Raw genomic sequence first — 19,662 nt, forward strand, 5'->3', positions numbered from 1 at the left:
TGAACGGCTGAGGTCCGGAACCTCGGCCGTTTGCACCTTTCTTGATCGGTCACGGTTATCGGGCTCGTGGAAATGGGCCTCGTCTTCTGTGTGGGGTGGAGAGCTGATTCATTCGTAGAGCATCCGCAGGCAGCAGACGGACATTCCGATATTCCTTCAGGCCCACGTGCGTAGAATAGAATCATGAAGACGATCACAGTTGAAACCAGTATGAAATGTCAAAGTTGTCTCAGCAAAGTTGAGCCGGTGCTGGAGTCTGACACTTCAATTCACGACTGGACTGCCGACCTTGCCGATCCGCGAAAACCGATTACGCTGACGGTGGCTGATGATGTTGACGCGGAACACGTGGTTCGCCTGGTAAATAGTGTGGGAATCGACGCAACGCCAGCATCCACGACCGCCGACGCGGTTGCTCAGACTTCCGAAGATAGAAAACCGTCGTCCGAGGAAGATTCCTTTCGCTTGTCCAACTATCGGCCCCTGCTTCTCGTGGTGGCTTACGTCGTTGGAGGAACTGTTTTTGCCGAGTCGCTGCTGCCGGGCTGGAACTGGTCGCGTGCCATGACGTGGTTCATGGGTTTCTTCTTTGTTGCGTTTGCGTTCTTCAAGCTGCTGGATATCAGTAAGTTTGCCGACGCGTTTTCGACGTACGACATTGTCGCAAAGCGTTCACGAGTGTATGGCCTGTCGTACCCGTGGATTGAATTGAGCCTCGGAATTGTATTTCTTTCACAACACTTGCTGTTGATCGCTGCCATTGTGACGCTGATCGTGATGGCCGTCGGATTGGTCGGAGTGATTTCGGCCGTTCGCAGGAAACAGCAAATCCAATGCGCCTGTCTCGGCACGGTTTTCAATCTGCCGATGTCGGCGGTCACGATCGTGGAAAACAGCGTGATGATCATCATGTCAGCGGTCATGATCTGGACAGCATTAGTCGGATGATGGAGCTTCGGCAACACCTGCCGGAACAGTTCTCATCAAGCTGTGCGGCTCACATCGTCTTTGACGCGATCGCCCGGATGCATCTTTCCACGGCGTGCTTGAGCGACAGGTTTTAATCATGAGCTCCGATTTTCGTGCCGACGACTGCTTTCGGAACCGTGCGTCATTGTGTCTGACCTTCTCAGGAAGTCAGGCGTCTGGACTCACAACAATTCGTTGACAGGACTGCGCGATGGAATCGCCTGCACGGTTCGCGGCTGCACTCATTTTTCTGTGCGTCAATTCTTTTTCCGCTTCCGGGCAGGATGCCTCCCGCCGCCTGCATCTTCCGGATGCCGATGGCGGCAACCACACCGGCCACGATCAGCACGACGATTCACGTCGCCGCGACGGCACACCGATGTCGGACATACAGCACCGGATTACGAATCCGCTCGCCGTGTCTGGCGACGAAGCGGTTGGCAAGTCGTACACAAATCCACCGCCTGTTCCGTCAGCGACGGCTCCCGAATGGTTCGATCCGGGTGGTATGGACGTATTGCAGGTTCATAATCTGGAATCCCTGTTGAGCCTCGCTGCAGCAAACAATCCCACGTTGCGACAGGCGCGACTGCACATCAATGCTGAACTCAACCGAGCCGTCCAGGCGGGACTCTATCCCAACCCCACCGTGGCCGTCATCGGTGAACAGATCGGCCTGAATGGCACGGCAGGCGAATGGGTGGGCGCTGAAATCGGGCAAACGTTCGTCACCGGCGGAAAACTGAAACTCAGTCGGAACAAGTATCTTCAGCGGGCAAAAGTCGCAGAACATAAGGCGATGGCTCAGCAGTTCCGAGTTTGCAATGACATCCGCATTCATTTCTATCGCACACTCGCCGCACTGGAGATGCTTTCACTGAAGCAGGAATTACTGAAGACCGCGGAAGATCACATGCTGACCGCTCGTGAAATGTACAACCTCGGTCAGGCTAATCAGGCATCTCTGCAGCAGGAAGCCACTGCATTGCAGATGCATCGCCTCACCGTCATGCGAGCAAAAAATCACGTTCGTCGCAGCATGCTGGAACTGTCGTCACTGGCAGGTTCTGAGATGACAGACATTCAGATCGATGGCGTGTTGCGATCCGATCAGCCACTGATCGACTTCGATGTTGCTCTCAATAACCTCATCGAATGCAGCCCGGAGTTGCTGGCGGCGAATGCCAAATTGCGAGAAGACTGTATCACGGTGAATCGTGAACGAGTGGAGTGGATTCCAAACCTGCAGGTGTCCGCCGGCCCCGGCTACAACAACGTCGACCGCCAGACAACGGTTGCCGCTCGGATCGGTATTGAAGTTCCGCTGTTCGATCGCAATCAGGGAACGATCGAGCAGGCTCAGGCAGACTACACACGGCAGATGCACGAGATTCGCCGGTTGCGTCTGGATCTCCGGAAACGACTGGCGGGCGAATACGACAACTACATTTCTGCCGTCCAGCATGTCACGGAGTTCGAATCCGTAATTCTTCCGGCGAAACGTAAAGCCTACGAATTGGCTCTCACGGGCTACAAACGCAGTCGCAGTGAATGGCCGGATGTTCTGGCGGCTCAGGAAGCTTACACGAACGCCCGACTGCAGTTTGTGCAGCACCAGGAATCGCAACGCACCAGCGAAGTGCTAATCAACGGATTTCTGCTGCACGGGGGGCTCGCGACGCCGGAAGGACCTGTTCCTGGTGGCCACATCGATGCAGTGCCAAAGCCACGCTAAAGCGAAAAGCGATCTACCGCCGCCACCGGTCGACAACACCGGTCCGCATCCTCAGCAGCCCCCGCGCAACGACAAGGAAACTTAACATGACCAGCCATCACCCCAATCCGGGCCGACGTGAATTTCTGAAACACGGCGGCTTTGCCGCGGCTGTTCTGACCGCTGCGACTGCGGCCGCTCAGGACGAAAAGCCGGGGACCGGACATCATCAACACGGTCAGCACAATGCGGCACAGGCTCCACCAGCTATGCCACCCACGGTCGAACACCGGCATGACCATGTCGAAGCGGTGTACGATGGGTTTTCACGCTATGTTCCGAGTCGAGGCAATGATCCTGACAGCGACTACTATATCGGCAAACTGGTGCCCGGATTTCGTAAAGCGGAAGATGGGCCGGCACCTTTCGAAGCTCCGGATCTGGATAAGCTTCCCTTCACTCTGAAAGACGGCGTGAAAGAATTTCACCTTGTCCCGCAATCAGTGCAGCGAGAATTCCTGCCGGGGCAAATGATGAACGTTTGGGGCTTCAACGGTTCGATGCCGGGACCGACGATTGAGATCAATCAGGGCGATCGAGTTCGCATTGTCGTGACCAACGAGCTGCCGGAAGAAACGACTGTCCACTGGCACGGATTCGAACTGCCGGTGCAGTACGACGGTTCGCACACGATGACCCAGAACCCCATCAAACCGGGGGAGACTTTCGTCTACGAATTCGACGTCCACGAACACGGCACGTTCTGGTACCACACGCATGTTGCCATGCAGGAGACGCACGGAATGGTGGGCTGGATGATCGTTCATCCGGCAAAGCCGATTGGACCACCCGTGGATCGAGACTTCGGTCTGTTGTTTCAGAACTTTGCCATCAAGCCAAACCAGACGATCAACAATTCGTGGTCCATGGACTGGAACTGGCACACAATCAACGGACGCAGCGGACCATACTCAACACCACTGGTGGTTAAGCACGGGGAACGTGTACGAGTTCGCCTGATGAACTTCTCACCGATCCAGCATCATCCGGTTCACCTGCACGGCCACACGTTCTGGGTCACCGGCCACGAAGGAGCACGGATGCCGAAGTCTGCCTGGGTTCCTCGAAACACGGAACTGGTCGCGGTGGCTCAGGCGAGCAACTTTGAGTTCATCGCCAACAATCCCGGCGACTGGATGTTCCACTGTCACATGACTCACCACATGATGAATCACATGGTGAACCATGTCGGCCCGACGATTCGCGACTTCGAAGACGTCGATCAGTATCTCACGAATCTCGAAAGTCGACCTTCAGTGCCGCTGCAACGCACCGATCCGAAATTCGATGTGCCCGGATATCCTCAGGGAATGAAACACGGTTCGATGAGCCCGGAGTTCATGAAGGCCATCTGGGGCCGCCGCGAATTCATGGGCATGCGATCGACTGTTGCGATGTCACTGATGGGACTGATGACATGCCTGCGCGTGCTGCCGGAAGACCTTTATCACAAGGTAATGGAAACCGATGAGCCAATTGAAAAAGGGGCTGTGTTTCAGGCAATCGTCAACCGTTTCGGCAACCCGGCTGACTACAAACAAGCTCCCATGAACATGATGCACGGGCGCTGATAGTTGTTGTAGATCGGTCAGCCAAGATCGTTCACACGGAGAGTTCTCGCCTTCAATTTGATGATGGCAGACTTCGCCGCAGTTCGTTCGGATGCGTTCGCAGCAGTCGTTCGCAAGAGGACAGAGAAAGTTGCGACTTTGCCCTGACGGCAAGCTAGATTTTCACTCAGATGCGGCGTTTCGGCCGGGCTATGGGCTTCCGGCTGTCACAGGTTGAACGGTCGCACGTTGTCAAATTTGACTCTTGTAGTGAATATGCGGATGAAGTTTGCACTTGTCATCACTGGCGTGCTGGCTGCGCTGGCGATCGCAGTTCCGATGCTGGTCGTCGCGGGGTATTTCCTGCTGATCGTTCCGGGGCTTGTTCTCACCGCTGCCCCAACGGTTTTTCTGTATCTGGCTGCCACGGCTGCAGTTCGTCGTTTACTGATGAAATCAACATCAATACAAGCCACAGCGGCCGCGTTTGGTGTCGTGATTTTTCTAGGTTTGGCCGTGATGCAACCCTTTCGAGCGGCGGCGCTGGCGACATACACGGCGAAATCCTTGCCGGATGTCGTGCCTGCCAATGCCGTCGAGCTGGACGGGCATGTTCGTTTGGAGTTTCCGGATTCTCGCCGTCAGCCGGACTGCGATTATCTGAGTCTTGCCGTGCTGGAGTCGCCCAGAGTTCAAAGCGTCACCACATCGACTGGCGGCCATGGGGGGCAACGCGAGCCCGCGGAGTCCGCTTCTTATGCGTTGGTTTCCGCAGATGGAAATTCGCCTGTCGGAATTTTCCCGTCGGAGCCGGGCCGGATTGTTCGTGAGGACCCGTTGCTCGTGCAGAAGCACCGTGGACGCCATTTGGTCATGGCTGCCAAAGCGGTGGAGGCGAACTGGGCTCTTCGGTTATCCGGAGACGAGCGACTGCAGCAGGTCGAACCACATGCCGCCGACACCGCGGATTGGATAGTGCAGATCGAGGATAGAACAACCGATCAGACGTCGAGGCTTCGGCGAATCACGATTCTCGATGCGACCGGCGCGGTTCGCTTTCGCAGAAGCTATCGAAAACAGGCAGTGCCCGCTCGTCTGTTTTACCTCGGTTTTCACGTCAGCGGGGGCGCTGGTACGATCTCGAATGCGTCTTTTCATGTCGGACGGCAGGTTCTGGAATCGGGCGATCGGTCGCTGAACCCGGAGTCCGCACTGTTGACGGCCATCAGTCGTCCCGCCCCGCGGTGTGATGTCCAAGACATCGCTCTGCTGCGCGAACGAGTTGAACAGATCCTTGAAGGCCCGGAAGCTTCGAGGGCTCAGCTTGAGCTGCCGCGCCGATTCCTCGGGCTGTTCTTCTTCGATACAAGTGAAGAGGATCACTCGCTGATCGCCCGAATCGTGGCGGACGATCGCGTGACCGATCTGGAACAGCCGATGAAGAACGTCTTTTCGAAAGACAAGATACCGGTTGCACTGCGTGACGCTTATGCGAGGCGAATTCTCATGAACCACACGTCCGCCAACATGCGGTACCGGCTGGCCGAACAGTTGGCGAATCTGCCGCGCGGGACGTTCGCCGATCCGACTGAAGAACATCTCGCGATCTGGAATACGCCGGAAGTCTATCGAGAAGCCGCGCCGTTTCTTGTGGCGCTGGCTGATCTCAGTCCTGAACGAGCCGTGCCAGCACTTCAGGCGGCACTCGATACTGCGCTCGGCGTACCTGACTGGAATGAACGACGAAGACTGGTCAACGGCATTTGCCAGGCGTTCGTTCGACTTGGCCCGAACGCGGCTTCCGCGGTACCTCGAATCCGCGAACTGTTTCTTCGCCGCCCATCGCCCATTCTGAGAACCTCAAAAGGCGCCGATCAATGGCGATTCACGTTGGCGCGGATGGGTGTGCCGATTAAAGACCTGCCTGTCTTCCCGAATCAATCTCCGCGCACCTTTGAGCTGATCTGTAGGCGAATCGCCGACAGGCTTCGACAGTACGAGCGCGACCACGCTAAGGAGATTGCGTCGTGATAGAAAAACTGCTGCTTCACTTCATTGGATATGGTGTGTTCATCGGCGTGATGTACGGCATGTGGAAAAGCAACGCGCGGCGCTGGAGCCGCCTCGCACGGAAATACAGCGCAGGTGATCAGATACCGTCACAGGAGTCCGTGTGCTTCGCCAAACGAACCATGCAAACGGTGATTTTGGTTGGAGGCGACATTGCGTGGAATTCATACAAGGGTATCGTGACTGTGGGCGTTACCTCAGAGGGAATCTTGCTGCAGCTGTTGCTCCCCTTCTCAATCTTCCACGCTCCACTACTGATTCCTTATCGCGACTGCAGCATCGAGCCAAAGAAGTGGTACTTGTTTGGCAAATCGCATCAGTACACGTTGACACAGGTCAGCAATGTGCAACTCATTGTCGACGATGAGTTACAGCATTGGATCGAAACCCAGTGCGCCAGTTTAGCTGTCGCCGTTAGTTGATTGTGGGGCGAGGGATGGCCTTGCCATGGGCCTGATGCAGAGGAATCATGAGCGAACGTGCGTCCAACCGGATGCCGTTTCGTCGCAGAATTTTTCACTTCGATCAAAATTGATCTCGACTGATGTCACTTTGTGATGAACAATACTGCTATGCGTCGTTCAACCGCTCACATCCTGATCTGCCTGCTCACGACCGTGATGGTTGCTTTGCAGTGTATTGCACCAGCAACTGCGGGCTGCCTTTGTGCCGGGAATTCCGTGGAAAGCAGGGCTGAGGCGTCGTGTTGTTCTGAAACAACGACGGAAACGGAATGGTGCTGCGAAACGTCGAAATGCACGTGCGGCGAGCGATGTGGCGAGGGAAATACGGACTGCGAATGCGGTTGCGGTGAACGCCCTCAGAAGCCGCAACCTGCTCAGGAATCTGAATCGCCAGCCGAATCCCACGTGAAAGTACTGGCAGATGTCAGTCTCGACGAATCAATCGTCGACGTGCTGAACGCGGCCGAGACAACAGCGATGTCTCGCAGCCACCGTACTCCATCCAACCCTTTGAACGTGCAGATTCTGCTCTGCACCTGGCAAACCTAGAGGCAGCGCTACACGCGACTTCGTGAACGCCTCTGTGGCCACTTCTTTTCGGCCGCTATTTTAATTGGTTTGTCTCTCGCTGTTTCGCCGCCTCGCTGTGTCGTGCGCGGTCGACACGGCCCCTCCTTCAATAAGGACGCACTCTTATGCGCTATTTAATATGCGCCAACCTCATGGCTGGACTGTTTGTAATTACTGGTTGTTCAGAATCCGGTTCGGCTCCCGCGGCCGTCGCCATGGCTTCCAATTCCGTCTGCCCCATCATGGGTCACGACGTGACAGATGACGGTGGGCGAGTGGAATTCGACGGCAAAACGATCGGATTTTGTTGTTCGGGATGCATCGAAAAATGGAATGCTCTGTCGGCCGAAGACCAGGCGGAACATCTGAAGAACCCGCCCAGCGAAGAAGGTGAGCACGGCGATCACGATCACGGCGAGCATGAGAACCATGAAGCTCATGGCGATCACGAAGGCGAATCTGCCTGATCGAGACACACTATGAGCGGTCAGCAGGAATTGCCCTGATGGCACGGTTCCACGTTTGTCAGGTGTTCCTGTCTGACCGCTCACCTTTTCAATTTTGTTGCTGACATTTCTCCTCGGGAGGATGACTCATGCCTTCAACTCGCAAAAACACAACTCTGCAGCGTCTCAAGGCTGTGCTGGCGTACATCGGGCTGCCGCTCATGTTCTTCGTTGCCGGGGCCAGCCTGTTTTTTGTGCTGGGGCTGATGCAGCGAATCGGCTGGATCTCGGCGGGTGAGGGCACTTCAACAGTCTCAGCGTCGGCTGCTGCTGACGTTGAATACATCTGCCCGATGATGTGCGTTCCCCCGCTGAAAGAACCCGGTCGCTGTCCAGTGTGTGCCATGGAACTGGTTCCCGCAACGGGAAAGAACGCTGACGGAGACGATCGTTCGATTATTGTCGATCCGGCGTCGCGGCGAGTTGCCAACATTCAAACGGTTTCGGTGAAATCAAGATCCGTTGAACGGACAATCCGCTCCGTTGGTGAGCTGCAGTACGACGAAGGCAGTCTGAAAACGATCACCGCATATTCCGGTGGCCGTATCGAACGGTTGTTCGTTGATTATACGGGAGCCGTCGTTGAGAAAGGCGACCGGCTGGCGTTTTTGTACTCTCCACAACTGCATGCAGCTCAGGTGGAGTTTCTCCAAGCGTCGAAAATGCAAACCGGAAGCTCGCGACTGCAGGCCGTCGCGGAAGCCAACCGATTGCTGCGGCTGAATGCTCGCCAGAAACTGGTTGAGCTGGGTATGAGTGAAACGCAAATCGCGACGCTCGAACGCAACGGAAAACCAGACAGCCGTCTCGACATTCTCGCACCGCTGGCTGGCACGGTGATCAATCGTATGGTGTCTCAGGGGCAAACGGTCCAAGATGGCGAACCTCTGTTTCAACTGGCCGACCTTTCGTCCGTCTGGCTAATGCTGGAACTGTTTCCACAGGACGCGGCTGCCGTCCGGTACGGACAGCGTGTTGACGCCACGCTAAAGTCGATCCCGGGAGAAACATTCTCCGGCAGAATTGCTTTTGTCGATCCAGACGTCGATCCGAAAACTCGAACGGTCAATGTTCGAGTCGTCATCGGTAACAAGGACGGGCGACTACGCATCGGTGACTACGCTCGCGCAGAAATCGTGGTGCCGGTCGGTGATTCGGATCGGAAGCAGATCTATGACCCGGAACTGGCCAGCAAATGGATCAGCCCACGGCATCCCCACATCGTTTCCGACAAACCCGGCCAATGTCCGTTGTGCGGAGACGACCTGATTGCCGCGTCGAAACTGGGATTTACCATTACGCCGCCAGCAGAATTCAAATCGCTGGTCGTGCCTCGAAACGCCGTGCTTCAGGCGGCGGGACACAGTGTGACCTATGTGGAAGAAGAGCCTGGTCGGTTTGCTATTCGCCGAGTCATCGCGGGGCCGACTGTTGGTGATGAAATCGTGATAGAACAGGGTCTCGCGGCTGATGAGAAGATTGCGACTCGCGGAAACTTCCTACTGGATTCGCAGATGCAGCTTGCCGGGAATCCGTCTCTGATTGATCCCACGCGGGCCGCCGAACCGTTGAAGATGATTCCCGGGTTCGATGCAACGATGCTGGCGGCCATTCAAATGCTCCCGGATGCCGATCAACCGGCGGCGTTAGAGCAGGTCATCTGTCCGGTGACGAAATTCAAGCTGGGATCGATGGGTATTCCGCCAAAGGTCTCGGTCGCCGGCAAAGACATCTACTTGTGCTGCGAAGGTTGTCGCGACAGCCTGATGAAAGACCCAGAAAGCTACGTCAGCATGCTGGAAACCATGAAGGCGGAGGGCACGCTCCATGATGCCGCCAGTGAAGATGCCACGATGCCGGAAATACCTGCCATCGGAGCCATCGAAGACGTCGAGGCCATTGACGACAGCGCACTGCCACCAATTGGCGAGATGCAGCTTGTGCCACCACCTGGGATCATTGAATCGGCCGACTCAACGGAGGGCGATCAGCAATGAAGTGGCTGCTGACATTCTGCCTTCGAGAACGCTTTCTCGTTTTACTGGCCATGTTCGGTTTGATTGCCGCTGGCTGGTATTCGGCGCAAACAGTTCCGATTGATGCCATTCCCAACGTCGGTGAAAATCAGGTGATTGTTCTGACCGAATGGATGGGACGATCCCCCAAGGACATCGAAGACCAGGTGACATATCCTCTGTCCGTCGCCCTGCAGGCCGTGCCTGGTGCCAAGAGTGTTCGTGGCAAGAGCATGTTTGGCTTTAGCTTTGTGCAGGTCACGTTTGGCGACGACATCGATTTCTACTGGGCCCGATCGCGTGTTTCTGAACAGCTCACCACTGTTGCCGGGTCGCTGCCGGATGACGTCAGTCCCGTGCTGGCACCGGATGCGACGGCTCTGGGACAGATTTATTATTACGTCCTCGAACCGCCTGCAGGCATGGACCTTGCCGAACTCAGGTCGAAGCAGGACTTCTTCGTGAAGTATTCGCTGCAGTCCGTGGAAGGCGTCGCTGAGGTCGCATCGATTGGTGGCTACGTTAAGCAATACCAAATCGACGTTGACCCCGACGAACTGCGGTACCACAACCTTCCGTTAAGTTCCGTCATCACTGCCGTCAAAGCGTCAAACATCGACGTCGGTGCCAAAACGATCGAACAAAGCGGAATGGAATTCATCGTTCGTGGTCGCGGTTTCATTGGTTCCGGAAAGTCCGAAGCTGAGACAATCGAACAGATCAAAGACACAGTCGTAGCTACGCGCGATGGTGTCCCCGTCACCATCGGTCAACTTGCCGCAGTGCAGACAGGTCCGGCATTCCGTCGTGGTGCGCTGGACTTCAACGGGCAGGAAGCGGTCGGTGGTGTCGTCGTGATGCGGTACGGTGAGAACCCTCGTGCGGTCATCGATCGACTTGAAGAAAAGATCGCCTCGCTGGAAAAAGATCTCGGCGGTATTCGGATCGTCGGCGTCTATGACCGCACACTGTTGATCGACGAAACGATCGGCACGCTGACGAAGGCGCTCACGGAAGAGACCATCATCACCATCATTGTGATGATCTTGTTTTTGCTGCACATTCGAGCCAGTCTGATCATTGCCTTGACGCTGCCGACGGCTGTGTTGATGTCGTTTATTGCGATGAGAGTTTTCGGTGTCGACGCAAATATCATGTCGCTGGCAGGTACCGCGATCGCCATCGGTACGATGGTCGATATGGGCATCATCGTGCTGGAAAACATCTACGAAGGCTTGGCTGAGTGGGAAGTGGCACAGGCGTCCGGGGACAGCACATCAGCAAAAGCTGGTGCGACGCAGTTCGACGTCATTCGCGACTCTGCTGCGGAAGTCATTCCAGCAGTGATGACGGCTGTGACGACAACCATCGTCAGTTTTCTGCCCGTCTTCTTCCTGACAGGGCGCGATCATCGAATGTTCTCCCCGCTGGCATGGACAAAAACATTCGCACTCGCCGCCAGCCTGATTGTTGCCGTGACGCTCGTTCCGATGCTGTGCCGCATGCTGTTGACCGGTGGCAAAAAGAAGACGTTTACGACAGTCGCATCATCCCTTGGATTCGCCGTGCTGCTGACATCGCTCACTTATTTGTGGCGTTCACAATTGTCGAGTGCCACCCACCTGCCGGTAAGTCTGTTGATGCTGCTTGCTGTCTGTGTCGGCTTGCTTGTGGGGTGGTGGATGTCGCGCGAACGCGTGCGGTCAATGGAAGAGAATCCCGTCAGTCGGTTCGTTCGCTGGCTGTACGGTGGACGGTTGCAATTCGCCCTGAATCACAAACTGATCGCATTGGCATTTCCCGCAACCATTCTGTTCGTCGGACTCGGAGCGTGGCTGGGCTTTCCCACGATTCTGCAACCGGTCGAACGTTTTGCCCGCAGCATGGGTGCGGAACTCAACAACGTGCCGGGCTACGTAGACGCCAAGCACACGTTCACCGGGCTAAAGAGTGACGACTGGATCGCTCTGGACGAAGGCAGTTGGTTTTACATGCCCAGTCTTTACCCAGCGGCCGGGTTTACTCAGGCGATGGAAGTCCTGCAGACTCAGGACGCCATGATCAAGCAGATTCCGGAAGTCGCGAATGTGTTGGGCAAGATTGGGCGAGTCGAATCAGCGCTCGATCCGGCACCGGCCGCGATGATCGAAACCTACATCATGCTGAAGCCAAAGTCCGAATGGCGCGAGGGCGTGACAGAACGATCAATCTGGGACGAAATCAACAAAGTGGCCACCGTTCCCGGAGTCACTCCCGCATCGCCGCTGCAGCCGATTGAAGGTCGAGTGGTGATGCTGCAGAGCGGTATTAAGGCCTCGATGGCCATCCGAATTTACGGCGACGATCTGCAGGGGCTTTCGGAAGCGGCTTTGGCAGTTTCCGATCATCTCAAGTCGCTTCCCATGGTCAACGCGGGAACCGTCAGCCCAGACATCGTAATGGGCAAACCGTACGTGGAATTCGAGGTCGATCGCAAAGAAGCGGCTCGCTACGGCATGAATACCATGATGGTGAATCAGATCGTCGCGGCAGGACTGGGGGGACTTGACGTCACTGAAACCGTCGAAGGACGCGAACGCTACCCGATTCAGGTGCGATTCGATCGCAGCGTGCGAGACCATGTGGAGGACATGAACGAAGTTGCGGTGGTCACGCACACTGGCGAAGTCGTGCCGCTCAAACACCTCGCAACCATGACTCAGGTCTGGGGCCCCGGAGCGATCAACAGCGAAGACGCTCGGCTGGTCGCCCACGTTTCGTTCTCGCCCGCTCGACAGGGAGGGGATCTGGAAACGGTGGAGGCCGTGATGGCGTCATTGACTAAGGCCCGAAACGCGGCATCGGCGAATCCGCAGGACATCAGTGATGGCCTGCACTTTCCAGACGGTAACTTTGAATTGCAGGCGGTCGGTTCCTTTCAAAATCAGATCGAAGCCAATCAGCGGCTGATGTGGATCATTCCGGTGGTGGTACTGATCAACCTGCTGCTGCACTACCTTCACTTTCGCGACCTCCCGCTGTCACTGGTTGTGTTCTCAGGCATTCCCTTCGCAGCGGCGGGAGGCATGATTTGTGTGGCAGTCATGGGAGTCGACACAAACACGGCCATGTGGGTCGGCTTCATCGCATTGTTCGGCCTCGCTGCCGACGACGGCATCGTGATTGCAACCTACATGAAAACGGTGCTCGACGAACGAGACATTCGCAGCGTCGCAGAACTTCGCGAAGCCATTTACTTCGCGGGCCTCAAGCGAGTCCGTCCCTGCCTGATGACCACGATCACCACGCTTGCTGCTCTGGTGCCGGTCCTGATCTCAACGGGACGAGGAGCCGATGTCGCACGAGCAATGGCGCTGCCGGTGTTCGGTGGCATGCTGATTGAACCGTTCACGTCGTTCATCGTGCCCACACTGTACTGCGCTTATCGAGAATTCACGATGCGAACCGGGCTGGAACAGGTTCCGGAAACATCGCCTGTGGCAACTTCAAACATCGCTGAAGTACCCCAATGAAATCACCCTCTGTTTTTCACAAAGGAATGAACTGATGAAACGTCAAACCTCTCTGCTGCTGATGCTGGCCTGCATTGCGTTCTTGCCCGGAGTCCACGCTGAGGATTCGTTACCGGACTCGACCAAGGCGCTATCGCAACACGATCAGCTGAAAATTGCGGCTCAGAAGATCTGCCCTGTCATGGGCAAACCACTTGGCAGCATGGGTTCACCAATCAAAGTCAGGATCGGCGATCAGGAACTGTTTCTGTGCTGCGAAGCCTGTCGCACGAAGCAGGTCGATCGACAACACTGGGCAACGATCCATGCCAACTTTCGGAAGGCTCAGGGAAAATGCCCAGTGATGGGCAAGCCACTCCCGGTCAACGCCAAATACACGATTGCCAACGGACAGCTTTTCTACACCTGTTGCCCGCCCTGCGTGGACAAGATCAAAGCTGATCCGAAAACGTATCTGACAAAACTCGACGACCTGTATGCCACCAACCTCGCCGAACCGCAAACTCACGACGAAATCAAGATCGCCGTACAGAAGATCTGCCCCGTGATGGGAAAGCCTCTGGGAAGCATGGGTGAGCCCGTCAAAGTGAAAATCGGTGACGAGGAACTATTTCTGTGCTGCGAAGCGTGCAGAACGAAGCAGGTTGACACCACGCACTGGGCCACGATTCACAAGAACTTCCGCAAGGCTCAGGCAACGTGCCCGATCATGGGGAAGCCGATCCCGGCAAACGCAAAGTGGACGTTCGTCAACGGTGATATCGTTTACGTTTGCTGCCCTCCTTGTATTGCAAAGATTAACGCCAAACCGTCACTGTACTCGGAGCGGCTGACGGAACTCTACGGGAAGCATCTTAGAATGGTTGCGGGCAATGCCAGACGGGAATCCGCTTTTTGACAGAAGCGAACATGTGCGCGGCCTGCCGAGGCCGTTGCGATTCGTCTCCGACCTGGATTGTCGTATTCCTCTCTGAGAACTCGATCCGCCACTGCAATGGCGACTCATTCGAAAGGCTGTCATGAAATTTTATCTTCTTGCCTGGTGGTCCGCATGTGCCACAATGCTGACTGCGCATGCTCCGTTGTCCGCTGCATCGATCGTCAATGTTGTCGAATCTTCCGTAGTGCAGAATTCTCGACAGCCGCAGGCTGCCGTGCGTGCCAACGGAACAATCTTCGTGGCGTTTGGGGCTGATGACACGATTTACTGCTGCCGGTCTGTCGAGGACGGCACGGCATTCCAGCCGCCGGTTCGCGTTGGTCACCTTCCGGCCCTTGCTCTCGGCCGTCGTCGTGGCCCGCGAATCGTGGCGAACGATGAGGCCATTGTCGTCACGGCCATTAGTCACGACAACGGAAACCTGTTTGCCTGGCGATCAACCGATGATGGAGAAAGCTGGAGTGACCCGGTTCAGGTCAACGACTCCGTGAAAGACTGTCGAGAAGGACTTCATGCGATGGCCCTGGCTCCGAACGGCAACGTCTTCTGCACGTGGCTGGATCTGCGGAGCCGAGGCACAGAAATCTTCGGGAGTCACTCAGCCGACGGCGGGGCATCATGGAGCAAGAACCACCGTGTTTATCGATCGCCCTCCGGCACAGTGTGCGAATGCTGCCATCCGTCAGCAACCTACCACGCTGACGGAAGTCTGCACGTAATGTGGCGCAATTCACTGAACGGCTCTCGCGACATGTTCCTTGCGTCTTCGGCGAATGACGGGCAGACATTCTCTCAGGCTAAGAAGCTTGGGCAGCAGACATGGAAGCTCAATGCCTGTCCAATGGATGGTGGCTATCTGGCATCGACCGGCTCGGGAAAGATCACAACTGTCTGGCGACGCGACAACACCGTCTACCGGACAGACTCTGCCGACGGTGCTGAAACCGTGCTCGGGCGTGGACTCCAGCCATGGGTCGCCGGCACCGACGACGGCGCGTTTATCGCCTGGCTTAGTCGACTCAACGGCCCTCTGATGTATGTGGTGCCTGGTTCAGCAACACCCCGGAAGGTGGTGGATGCCGCTGCTGACCCGGTCATTGTCAGTCCCGTCAATGCCAAAGGTCCGGTTGTCATCGTTTGGGAGACCGGTACGCGAGAAGATTCTTCCATCAAGGCCACCATCATTCGGCAATGACTCGTCAAGTATGAACAAAGCAACAAGGTCGCCTCATAATGACAGCGCCAGATTCTCCATCAGATGCTCAACCTTCGACGGGAACGTATGGCAACTTCAGCAACCCGCTCGGGCTCGTGTACCGGATGTTGCGATCCGGGAAACGTTCAGCGCGTGCCGCGTTGTTCCGTGAAGGATTCCGGCTGATTCTAACCCCGGTCGATCTGGTAATGTCGTTAATCGAACGTCGGTCGCTCAGAAACCCACCGCCTCGACAACACCCGATGGTTCTCGTGGTCGGCCCGCCGCGATGCGGCACCACACTGGTTTACCAGGTTCTGGCTCGGTATTGCGACGTGTCCTGCCTGACAAACCTAAGTTCGTTGTTTCCCCGAGCGCCGCTGACGGCCTCCCGCTGGTTCGGAAGACCATTGGACAACGTGCCTCCTGCGATCGAAAGCTATTACGGTCAGACAGCTCGCCTGTGTGATCCAAACGATGGATTTCACGCCTGGAACCGCTGGCTAGGGGATGACCGCTATCAAACTGCGCAGGACATTTCCGCCGCCGCAGCCAGCGAAATGAATCGCTTCTTTGCGGCATGGACAAGTGCATTGCCGAAACCGTTTCTTAACAAGAACAATCGGAATACCGAATGTATGCGTCTGCTGTCGGAGAATCTTGCAGACATTTTTTTCGTCGTTGTTCGACGTGATCTCACCGCTTCCGCAAGATCGCTTATCCGGTCACGTCTGGACATTCAGGGCGACAGGAACACACCTTGGGGTCTTCGCAGCCGACAGTTGAAGGGCAACGACGATCCGCTCGGATACGTTGACGATGTTTGTGATCAACTCTACGAAATCGAATCACGGATTCAACGGGAAACGTCCGGCATCGATTCAAAGCGGATGATCGAAGTAACCTACGAAAAGTTCTGTGACGATCCGAAATCCGTTTTGCAACAACTTCGGCAAACTGTGCCTGGGTTACAGCTTAGAGAATCACTGATCGCGGACGAACTCCAACCGTTTCGTCGCTCGCTCGGAAAAGAACTGTCGCCGGCCGAAGAACAACGGCTTTCGCAATCCCTGAAGACGTCAAAGCCGACGCAACCGACCAGCTCAACATGAGTCGAGGCAGCAGACACGACATTTTGTCGTGTCATAATGGAGGCCTAAAGTTTTCAGTCGGCAGCTGGATTACTGTGAATCCTTGCGCTTTACATTGAGTGCGATTGAGAAACGCACCACAACCGCGACTGCGAAATGGCCGAGACAGAATTCTTCGGCCAGGACTCAAGCGGGAAGAGTCATTAAAAAAACACCACGTGCATCACGTGGCGTTTTTCTGCTGTTGGGCGAGCTGAAGCGAGTGTTGCTGACCACCGAGAATCAGAATCCACGACCTCGCAGGTGCTGACGACCGTAGCCATCTTCAACGTCAATGTGGTTGCCGTGGCGATAAGCAACCGGCTGGCGACTGTTGTTGTAGAAGCCGTTTCCGTAATTCGACTGGCTTCCGTAAACCCCGTTTCCGTAGTTTGCGTTGTACCTTGAATTCAGATTACTGTTGTAGCTCAGGCCCAGTGACAGCGACGGACGCTGGTTTGAGTAACCTCGATATCCGGACGTCAGGCCGTAGTTGTTGTAGCCGACGTTCGCTCGGTTGTTGAAATTACTTCCATAGTTGTAGTTGTTTCCAGTGACTCCGTAGCCACTGTTGTAGCCGTAGCCAGCGTTGCCACCGATTCGACACTGGGCAGCCGCTTCACCAGCCGTCATGACCCCCAGTGCCATGATTGCACAGGCAGCCAGTCCGAAGTTCTTGATCTTGTTCGAGTTCTTTGAGCGTTTCGTGTTCATCTTCATTGCCCTTTTCAGCGGGTTTCAGATTGCCGTGAGATTGTGTTACCGGCGAAAGAGAAAAGCGAAGGACGTGCCAATCCCTCGCTGCAGCTTCAAGTTGCTTCTGTTGAATCACTTACGTCTGAAACAGACGTTGCCTGGCGTTCAACGTTTCGAGTTCAAACGGATCACACGTGAGATCACAGGGATCACAAACGGACAGCAATGCTGAGTCATAAGCACGACAAGCTGCGATGTCTTTGCGGTGTGTAACGGCCAATCGGCTTGGAAAACGCAGTCCCGAATTCAATGTGATTCCGGTGGCACATCGTTTGCCACGGAGTGAAGTCACGATGACCGTTCGACGCCGTTTCAGTTCGCAACCTGATCATCGATCACACCAACAACACGCGAATAAGGAATCACGATGAAACGTCCCATCGTTCTCACGGCTGCTTTCGGGCTGGCACTTATCACCGCCGAGGCGGCTTTCGCTCAGGGCTACGACTGCCCGTTCGGTCGTGGCAGCAGCTATGTTCCATCAAACCTCGATCGAGCTGCCGAGTATCCCGATTGCTACGGACTTACAGATTGCCGCGACGGGGCCTGCCCGTACGCTCAACGTTTGTCGCAGCAGTCACAGTCAATCCAAAACCGACTCGAACGATCATGGGACAGCCAGGCGTATCCCACGCAAACACCGGCATACGATCGCTCCGGGTTTGATAACTCCGGCTACGATCGACGTCAAACGTACGACCTGCGTTCCAACAACAATCGGCCGTCCAGCTATGATCTTCGAGACAACTACAATCGCAACGGTCGATACGCACCGCCGTCCACCTACGAATCACAAAGCCGCTTCGAACAGCCATCCGCCTACGACCGGCCTCAAACGTACGGCCGCAGCTTCACATCTGGTCCGCCAGCATCATTCGATCGTTCCCCAACGAATCGCCAGCCTCCTCTCGACGACTTCCAGGCTCACCAGCACGACGGATCCTGCAACCACGACCACGGCCCGGTTAGCAGCAGCCCTCCGGCCTTCGATCGTCGCCCTTTAGACAACCGACCTTTGTCCGCAACCCCACGATACGCCCCACCAACACGGCAACTGTCGCCATCACAATCCAGCCCAATTTCAGACGGCCCACCGCCATTGCCGCCACAGCAGTAGCGTTGGCGTTGCCGTGGAACGCGCGTCACACACGGGCGCGAGATTTCCTGAACACACTTGAGAGTCACGGATTGATCCTTGCGGTGTCGTTCAAACACATCGTCGAACTGCTGCGTCATGAGAACAATGACACAGTTTGTTAACTGCCAACGTTTCCTAAAGCATAGGCCGTCAGTTCAAATCTGACCGGCGGTTCGGCACTTTCATTGGCGACAAGAATCCCCACCCAAGCAATACGCTGACGACACCCGTTACGATACCCATCTCTGCGCCGACGTGGGTCCGTTTCACACGTCGGATGTCCAAAACAGAGCGGCTGTTTCACCGCGGGAGTTTCACCTTTTCCGCTCGTGTCAGGAGGCGGTTTTGCCTCGGGGCCTTGCCGTCGCTACGCCGACACAGTCACTTACCCTTTTACAAATTCCGAAAATGCAACAGCTTGAAAAAGGCTGGCAAAAGATGCATAGACTTGCAATCGCGCAAAAGGGTAAGTACACCTCGAAAACACTGGGCTTTGAGTGGTTTTTGCAGGGTTTATGAGGCTTCCTCATAACCTCGAGGTCGTCGGTTCAAATCCGGCCCCCGCCACTTAACCTCTCGGAGATTTCTCCGAGAGGTTTTTTTATTGGTCGAATTCTGCTGAAACCCGCGTGTAGGTTAATTGCCGTTGGTTGGCAGTGCGGCTCAAAGCCATTTGCTAAGGTAGGGGGCTCTCCGGAACTTACCCTGTTGGTTTCTGAGCAAAGGGCTGAGAAAGCCTCATCAACCCTCGCCGTGAGTCGCCAGCCACGCTCCAGCGACATGGCCCGCAAACCAAAGCGCTGCACTGTCCGACCGCCGTCTACAGATACCCAAAGCCAAGCCGGAAACGCAGTGGACGATGAACTACACTCCCGTCACCATCGGCATGAAGCATGCCAAGCACCTCAAGCGAGCGGTCGCCGTGATCCGGTGGCTGACGCCACCGGCAATGAATATTTCGCCCTCCGGGCTATGCAGTTACGTTAAGGGCGGAGCCCGGAAGAGGGCTTATCCAGTCATCTAAGGGCGGAGCCCGACAGAATGCCTGCCGGTGGCGTCAGCCACCGGATCCC

15 protein-coding genes are annotated in these 19,662 nt (G+C 55.9%); 14 read left to right on the top strand and 1 reads right to left on the bottom strand.

Annotation, left to right across the window (positions count from 1 at the left end; genetic code table 11):
• Positions 1-183: 183 nt before the first annotated feature.
• The 12 genes from Fuma_RS30665 to Fuma_RS30720 all read left to right on the top strand — a co-directional run bounded on the left by Fuma_RS30665 (position 184) and on the right by Fuma_RS30720 (position 16,677).
• The gene (locus tag Fuma_RS30665) at positions 184-948 is read left to right on the top strand and encodes a MauE/DoxX family redox-associated membrane protein (RefSeq protein ID WP_218922333.1); all 765 of its coding nucleotides are present in this window, start codon (positions 184-186) and stop codon (positions 946-948) included.
• 232 nt (positions 949-1,180) lie between these two features.
• The gene (locus Fuma_RS30670) at positions 1,181-2,704 is read left to right on the top strand and encodes a TolC family protein (protein WP_218922334.1); all 1,524 of its coding nucleotides are present in this window, start codon (positions 1,181-1,183) and stop codon (positions 2,702-2,704) included.
• Between the two features lie 86 nt (positions 2,705-2,790).
• Positions 2,791-4,314 (top strand): multicopper oxidase family protein, encoded by a 1,524-nt coding sequence (locus Fuma_RS30675; RefSeq protein ID WP_077027474.1) that lies wholly within the window; start codon positions 2,791-2,793, stop codon positions 4,312-4,314.
• A gap of 261 nt (positions 4,315-4,575) precedes the next feature.
• Positions 4,576-6,324, top strand: a complete 1,749-nt coding sequence (locus Fuma_RS30680) for a hypothetical protein (RefSeq protein ID WP_083732443.1) — start codon at positions 4,576-4,578, stop codon at positions 6,322-6,324.
• Positions 6,321-6,785, top strand: coding sequence for a hypothetical protein (locus tag Fuma_RS30685; RefSeq protein ID WP_077027476.1), 465 nt, complete (start codon positions 6,321-6,323; stop codon positions 6,783-6,785). The genes Fuma_RS30680 and Fuma_RS30685 overlap by 4 nt, the downstream gene beginning before the upstream one ends.
• Positions 6,786-6,935: 150 nt before the next feature.
• Positions 6,936-7,376 (top strand): hypothetical protein, encoded by a 441-nt coding sequence (locus tag Fuma_RS30690; protein WP_077027477.1) that lies wholly within the window; start codon positions 6,936-6,938, stop codon positions 7,374-7,376.
• A 236-nt stretch (positions 7,377-7,612) separates the two neighbouring features.
• Positions 7,613-7,864 carry a hypothetical protein gene (locus Fuma_RS35765; protein WP_179954425.1) on the top strand — a complete coding sequence of 84 codons (252 nt, stop codon included), beginning with the start codon at positions 7,613-7,615 and terminating at the stop codon, positions 7,862-7,864.
• 128 nt (positions 7,865-7,992) lie between these two features.
• Positions 7,993-9,900: an efflux RND transporter periplasmic adaptor subunit gene (locus Fuma_RS30700; protein ID WP_077027479.1), complete on the top strand. Its 1,908-nt coding sequence runs from the start codon at positions 7,993-7,995 to the stop codon at positions 9,898-9,900.
• Positions 9,897-13,430 carry an efflux RND transporter permease subunit gene (locus Fuma_RS30705; protein ID WP_077027480.1) on the top strand — a complete coding sequence of 1,178 codons (3,534 nt, stop codon included), beginning with the start codon at positions 9,897-9,899 and terminating at the stop codon, positions 13,428-13,430. Before Fuma_RS30700 ends, Fuma_RS30705 begins: the two co-directional genes overlap by 4 nt.
• Positions 13,431-13,464: 34 nt before the next feature.
• Positions 13,465-14,328 (top strand): hypothetical protein, encoded by an 864-nt coding sequence (locus tag Fuma_RS30710; RefSeq protein WP_077027481.1) that lies wholly within the window; start codon positions 13,465-13,467, stop codon positions 14,326-14,328.
• A gap of 121 nt (positions 14,329-14,449) precedes the next feature.
• A complete protein-coding gene (locus Fuma_RS30715) occupies positions 14,450-15,565 on the top strand; it encodes a sialidase family protein (protein WP_083732444.1) in 1,116 nt (371 codons plus the stop codon).
• Between the two features lie 38 nt (positions 15,566-15,603).
• The gene (locus tag Fuma_RS30720) at positions 15,604-16,677 is read left to right on the top strand and encodes a sulfotransferase (protein ID WP_077027483.1); all 1,074 of its coding nucleotides are present in this window, start codon (positions 15,604-15,606) and stop codon (positions 16,675-16,677) included.
• Positions 16,678-16,938: 261 nt separating this feature from the next.
• Here Fuma_RS30720 and Fuma_RS30725 read toward each other — a convergent pair whose 3' ends face one another.
• Entirely contained in the window at positions 16,939-17,409 is a 471-nt protein-coding gene (locus Fuma_RS30725; protein ID WP_145944472.1) for a hypothetical protein, read from the bottom strand.
• A gap of 409 nt (positions 17,410-17,818) precedes the next feature.
• Here Fuma_RS30725 and Fuma_RS30735 point away from each other — a divergent pair, with 409 nt between their 5' ends.
• Both Fuma_RS30735 and Fuma_RS35515 read left to right on the top strand, forming a co-directional pair.
• Entirely contained in the window at positions 17,819-18,568 is a 750-nt protein-coding gene (locus Fuma_RS30735) for a hypothetical protein (protein ID WP_077027486.1), read from the top strand.
• A gap of 880 nt (positions 18,569-19,448) precedes the next feature.
• The gene (locus Fuma_RS35515) at positions 19,449-19,613 is read left to right on the top strand and encodes a hypothetical protein (RefSeq protein WP_158521191.1); all 165 of its coding nucleotides are present in this window, start codon (positions 19,449-19,451) and stop codon (positions 19,611-19,613) included.
• Positions 19,614-19,662 lie beyond the last annotated feature (49 nt).

The sequence above is a fragment of the Fuerstiella marisgermanici genome, assembly GCF_001983935.1.
In the GTDB taxonomy this organism is placed as follows: domain Bacteria; phylum Planctomycetota; class Planctomycetia; order Planctomycetales; family Planctomycetaceae; genus Fuerstiella; species Fuerstiella marisgermanici.

Coding starts and splice junctions, on each gene's coding strand:
- Fuma_RS30680 (WP_083732443.1), top strand. CDS start 4,576: ATGAAGTTTGCACTTGTCATCACTGGCGTGCTGGCTGCGCTGGCGATC.
- Fuma_RS35765 (WP_179954425.1), top strand. CDS start 7,613: ATGGCTTCCAATTCCGTCTGCCCCATCATGGGTCACGACGTGACAGAT.
- Fuma_RS30700 (WP_077027479.1), top strand. CDS start 7,993: ATGCCTTCAACTCGCAAAAACACAACTCTGCAGCGTCTCAAGGCTGTG.
- Fuma_RS30735 (WP_077027486.1), top strand. CDS start 17,819: ATGAAACGTCCCATCGTTCTCACGGCTGCTTTCGGGCTGGCACTTATC.
- Fuma_RS35515 (WP_158521191.1), top strand. CDS start 19,449: ATGAACTACACTCCCGTCACCATCGGCATGAAGCATGCCAAGCACCTC.
- Fuma_RS30715 (WP_083732444.1), top strand. CDS start 14,450: ATGAAATTTTATCTTCTTGCCTGGTGGTCCGCATGTGCCACAATGCTG.
- Fuma_RS30720 (WP_077027483.1), top strand. CDS start 15,604: ATGACAGCGCCAGATTCTCCATCAGATGCTCAACCTTCGACGGGAACG.
- Fuma_RS30675 (WP_077027474.1), top strand. CDS start 2,791: ATGACCAGCCATCACCCCAATCCGGGCCGACGTGAATTTCTGAAACAC.
- Fuma_RS30710 (WP_077027481.1), top strand. CDS start 13,465: ATGAAACGTCAAACCTCTCTGCTGCTGATGCTGGCCTGCATTGCGTTC.
- Fuma_RS30725 (WP_145944472.1), bottom strand. CDS start 17,409: ATGAACACGAAACGCTCAAAGAACTCGAACAAGATCAAGAACTTCGGA.
- Fuma_RS30705 (WP_077027480.1), top strand. CDS start 9,897: ATGAAGTGGCTGCTGACATTCTGCCTTCGAGAACGCTTTCTCGTTTTA.
- Fuma_RS30665 (WP_218922333.1), top strand. CDS start 184: ATGAAGACGATCACAGTTGAAACCAGTATGAAATGTCAAAGTTGTCTC.
- Fuma_RS30670 (WP_218922334.1), top strand. CDS start 1,181: ATGGAATCGCCTGCACGGTTCGCGGCTGCACTCATTTTTCTGTGCGTC.
- Fuma_RS30690 (WP_077027477.1), top strand. CDS start 6,936: ATGCGTCGTTCAACCGCTCACATCCTGATCTGCCTGCTCACGACCGTG.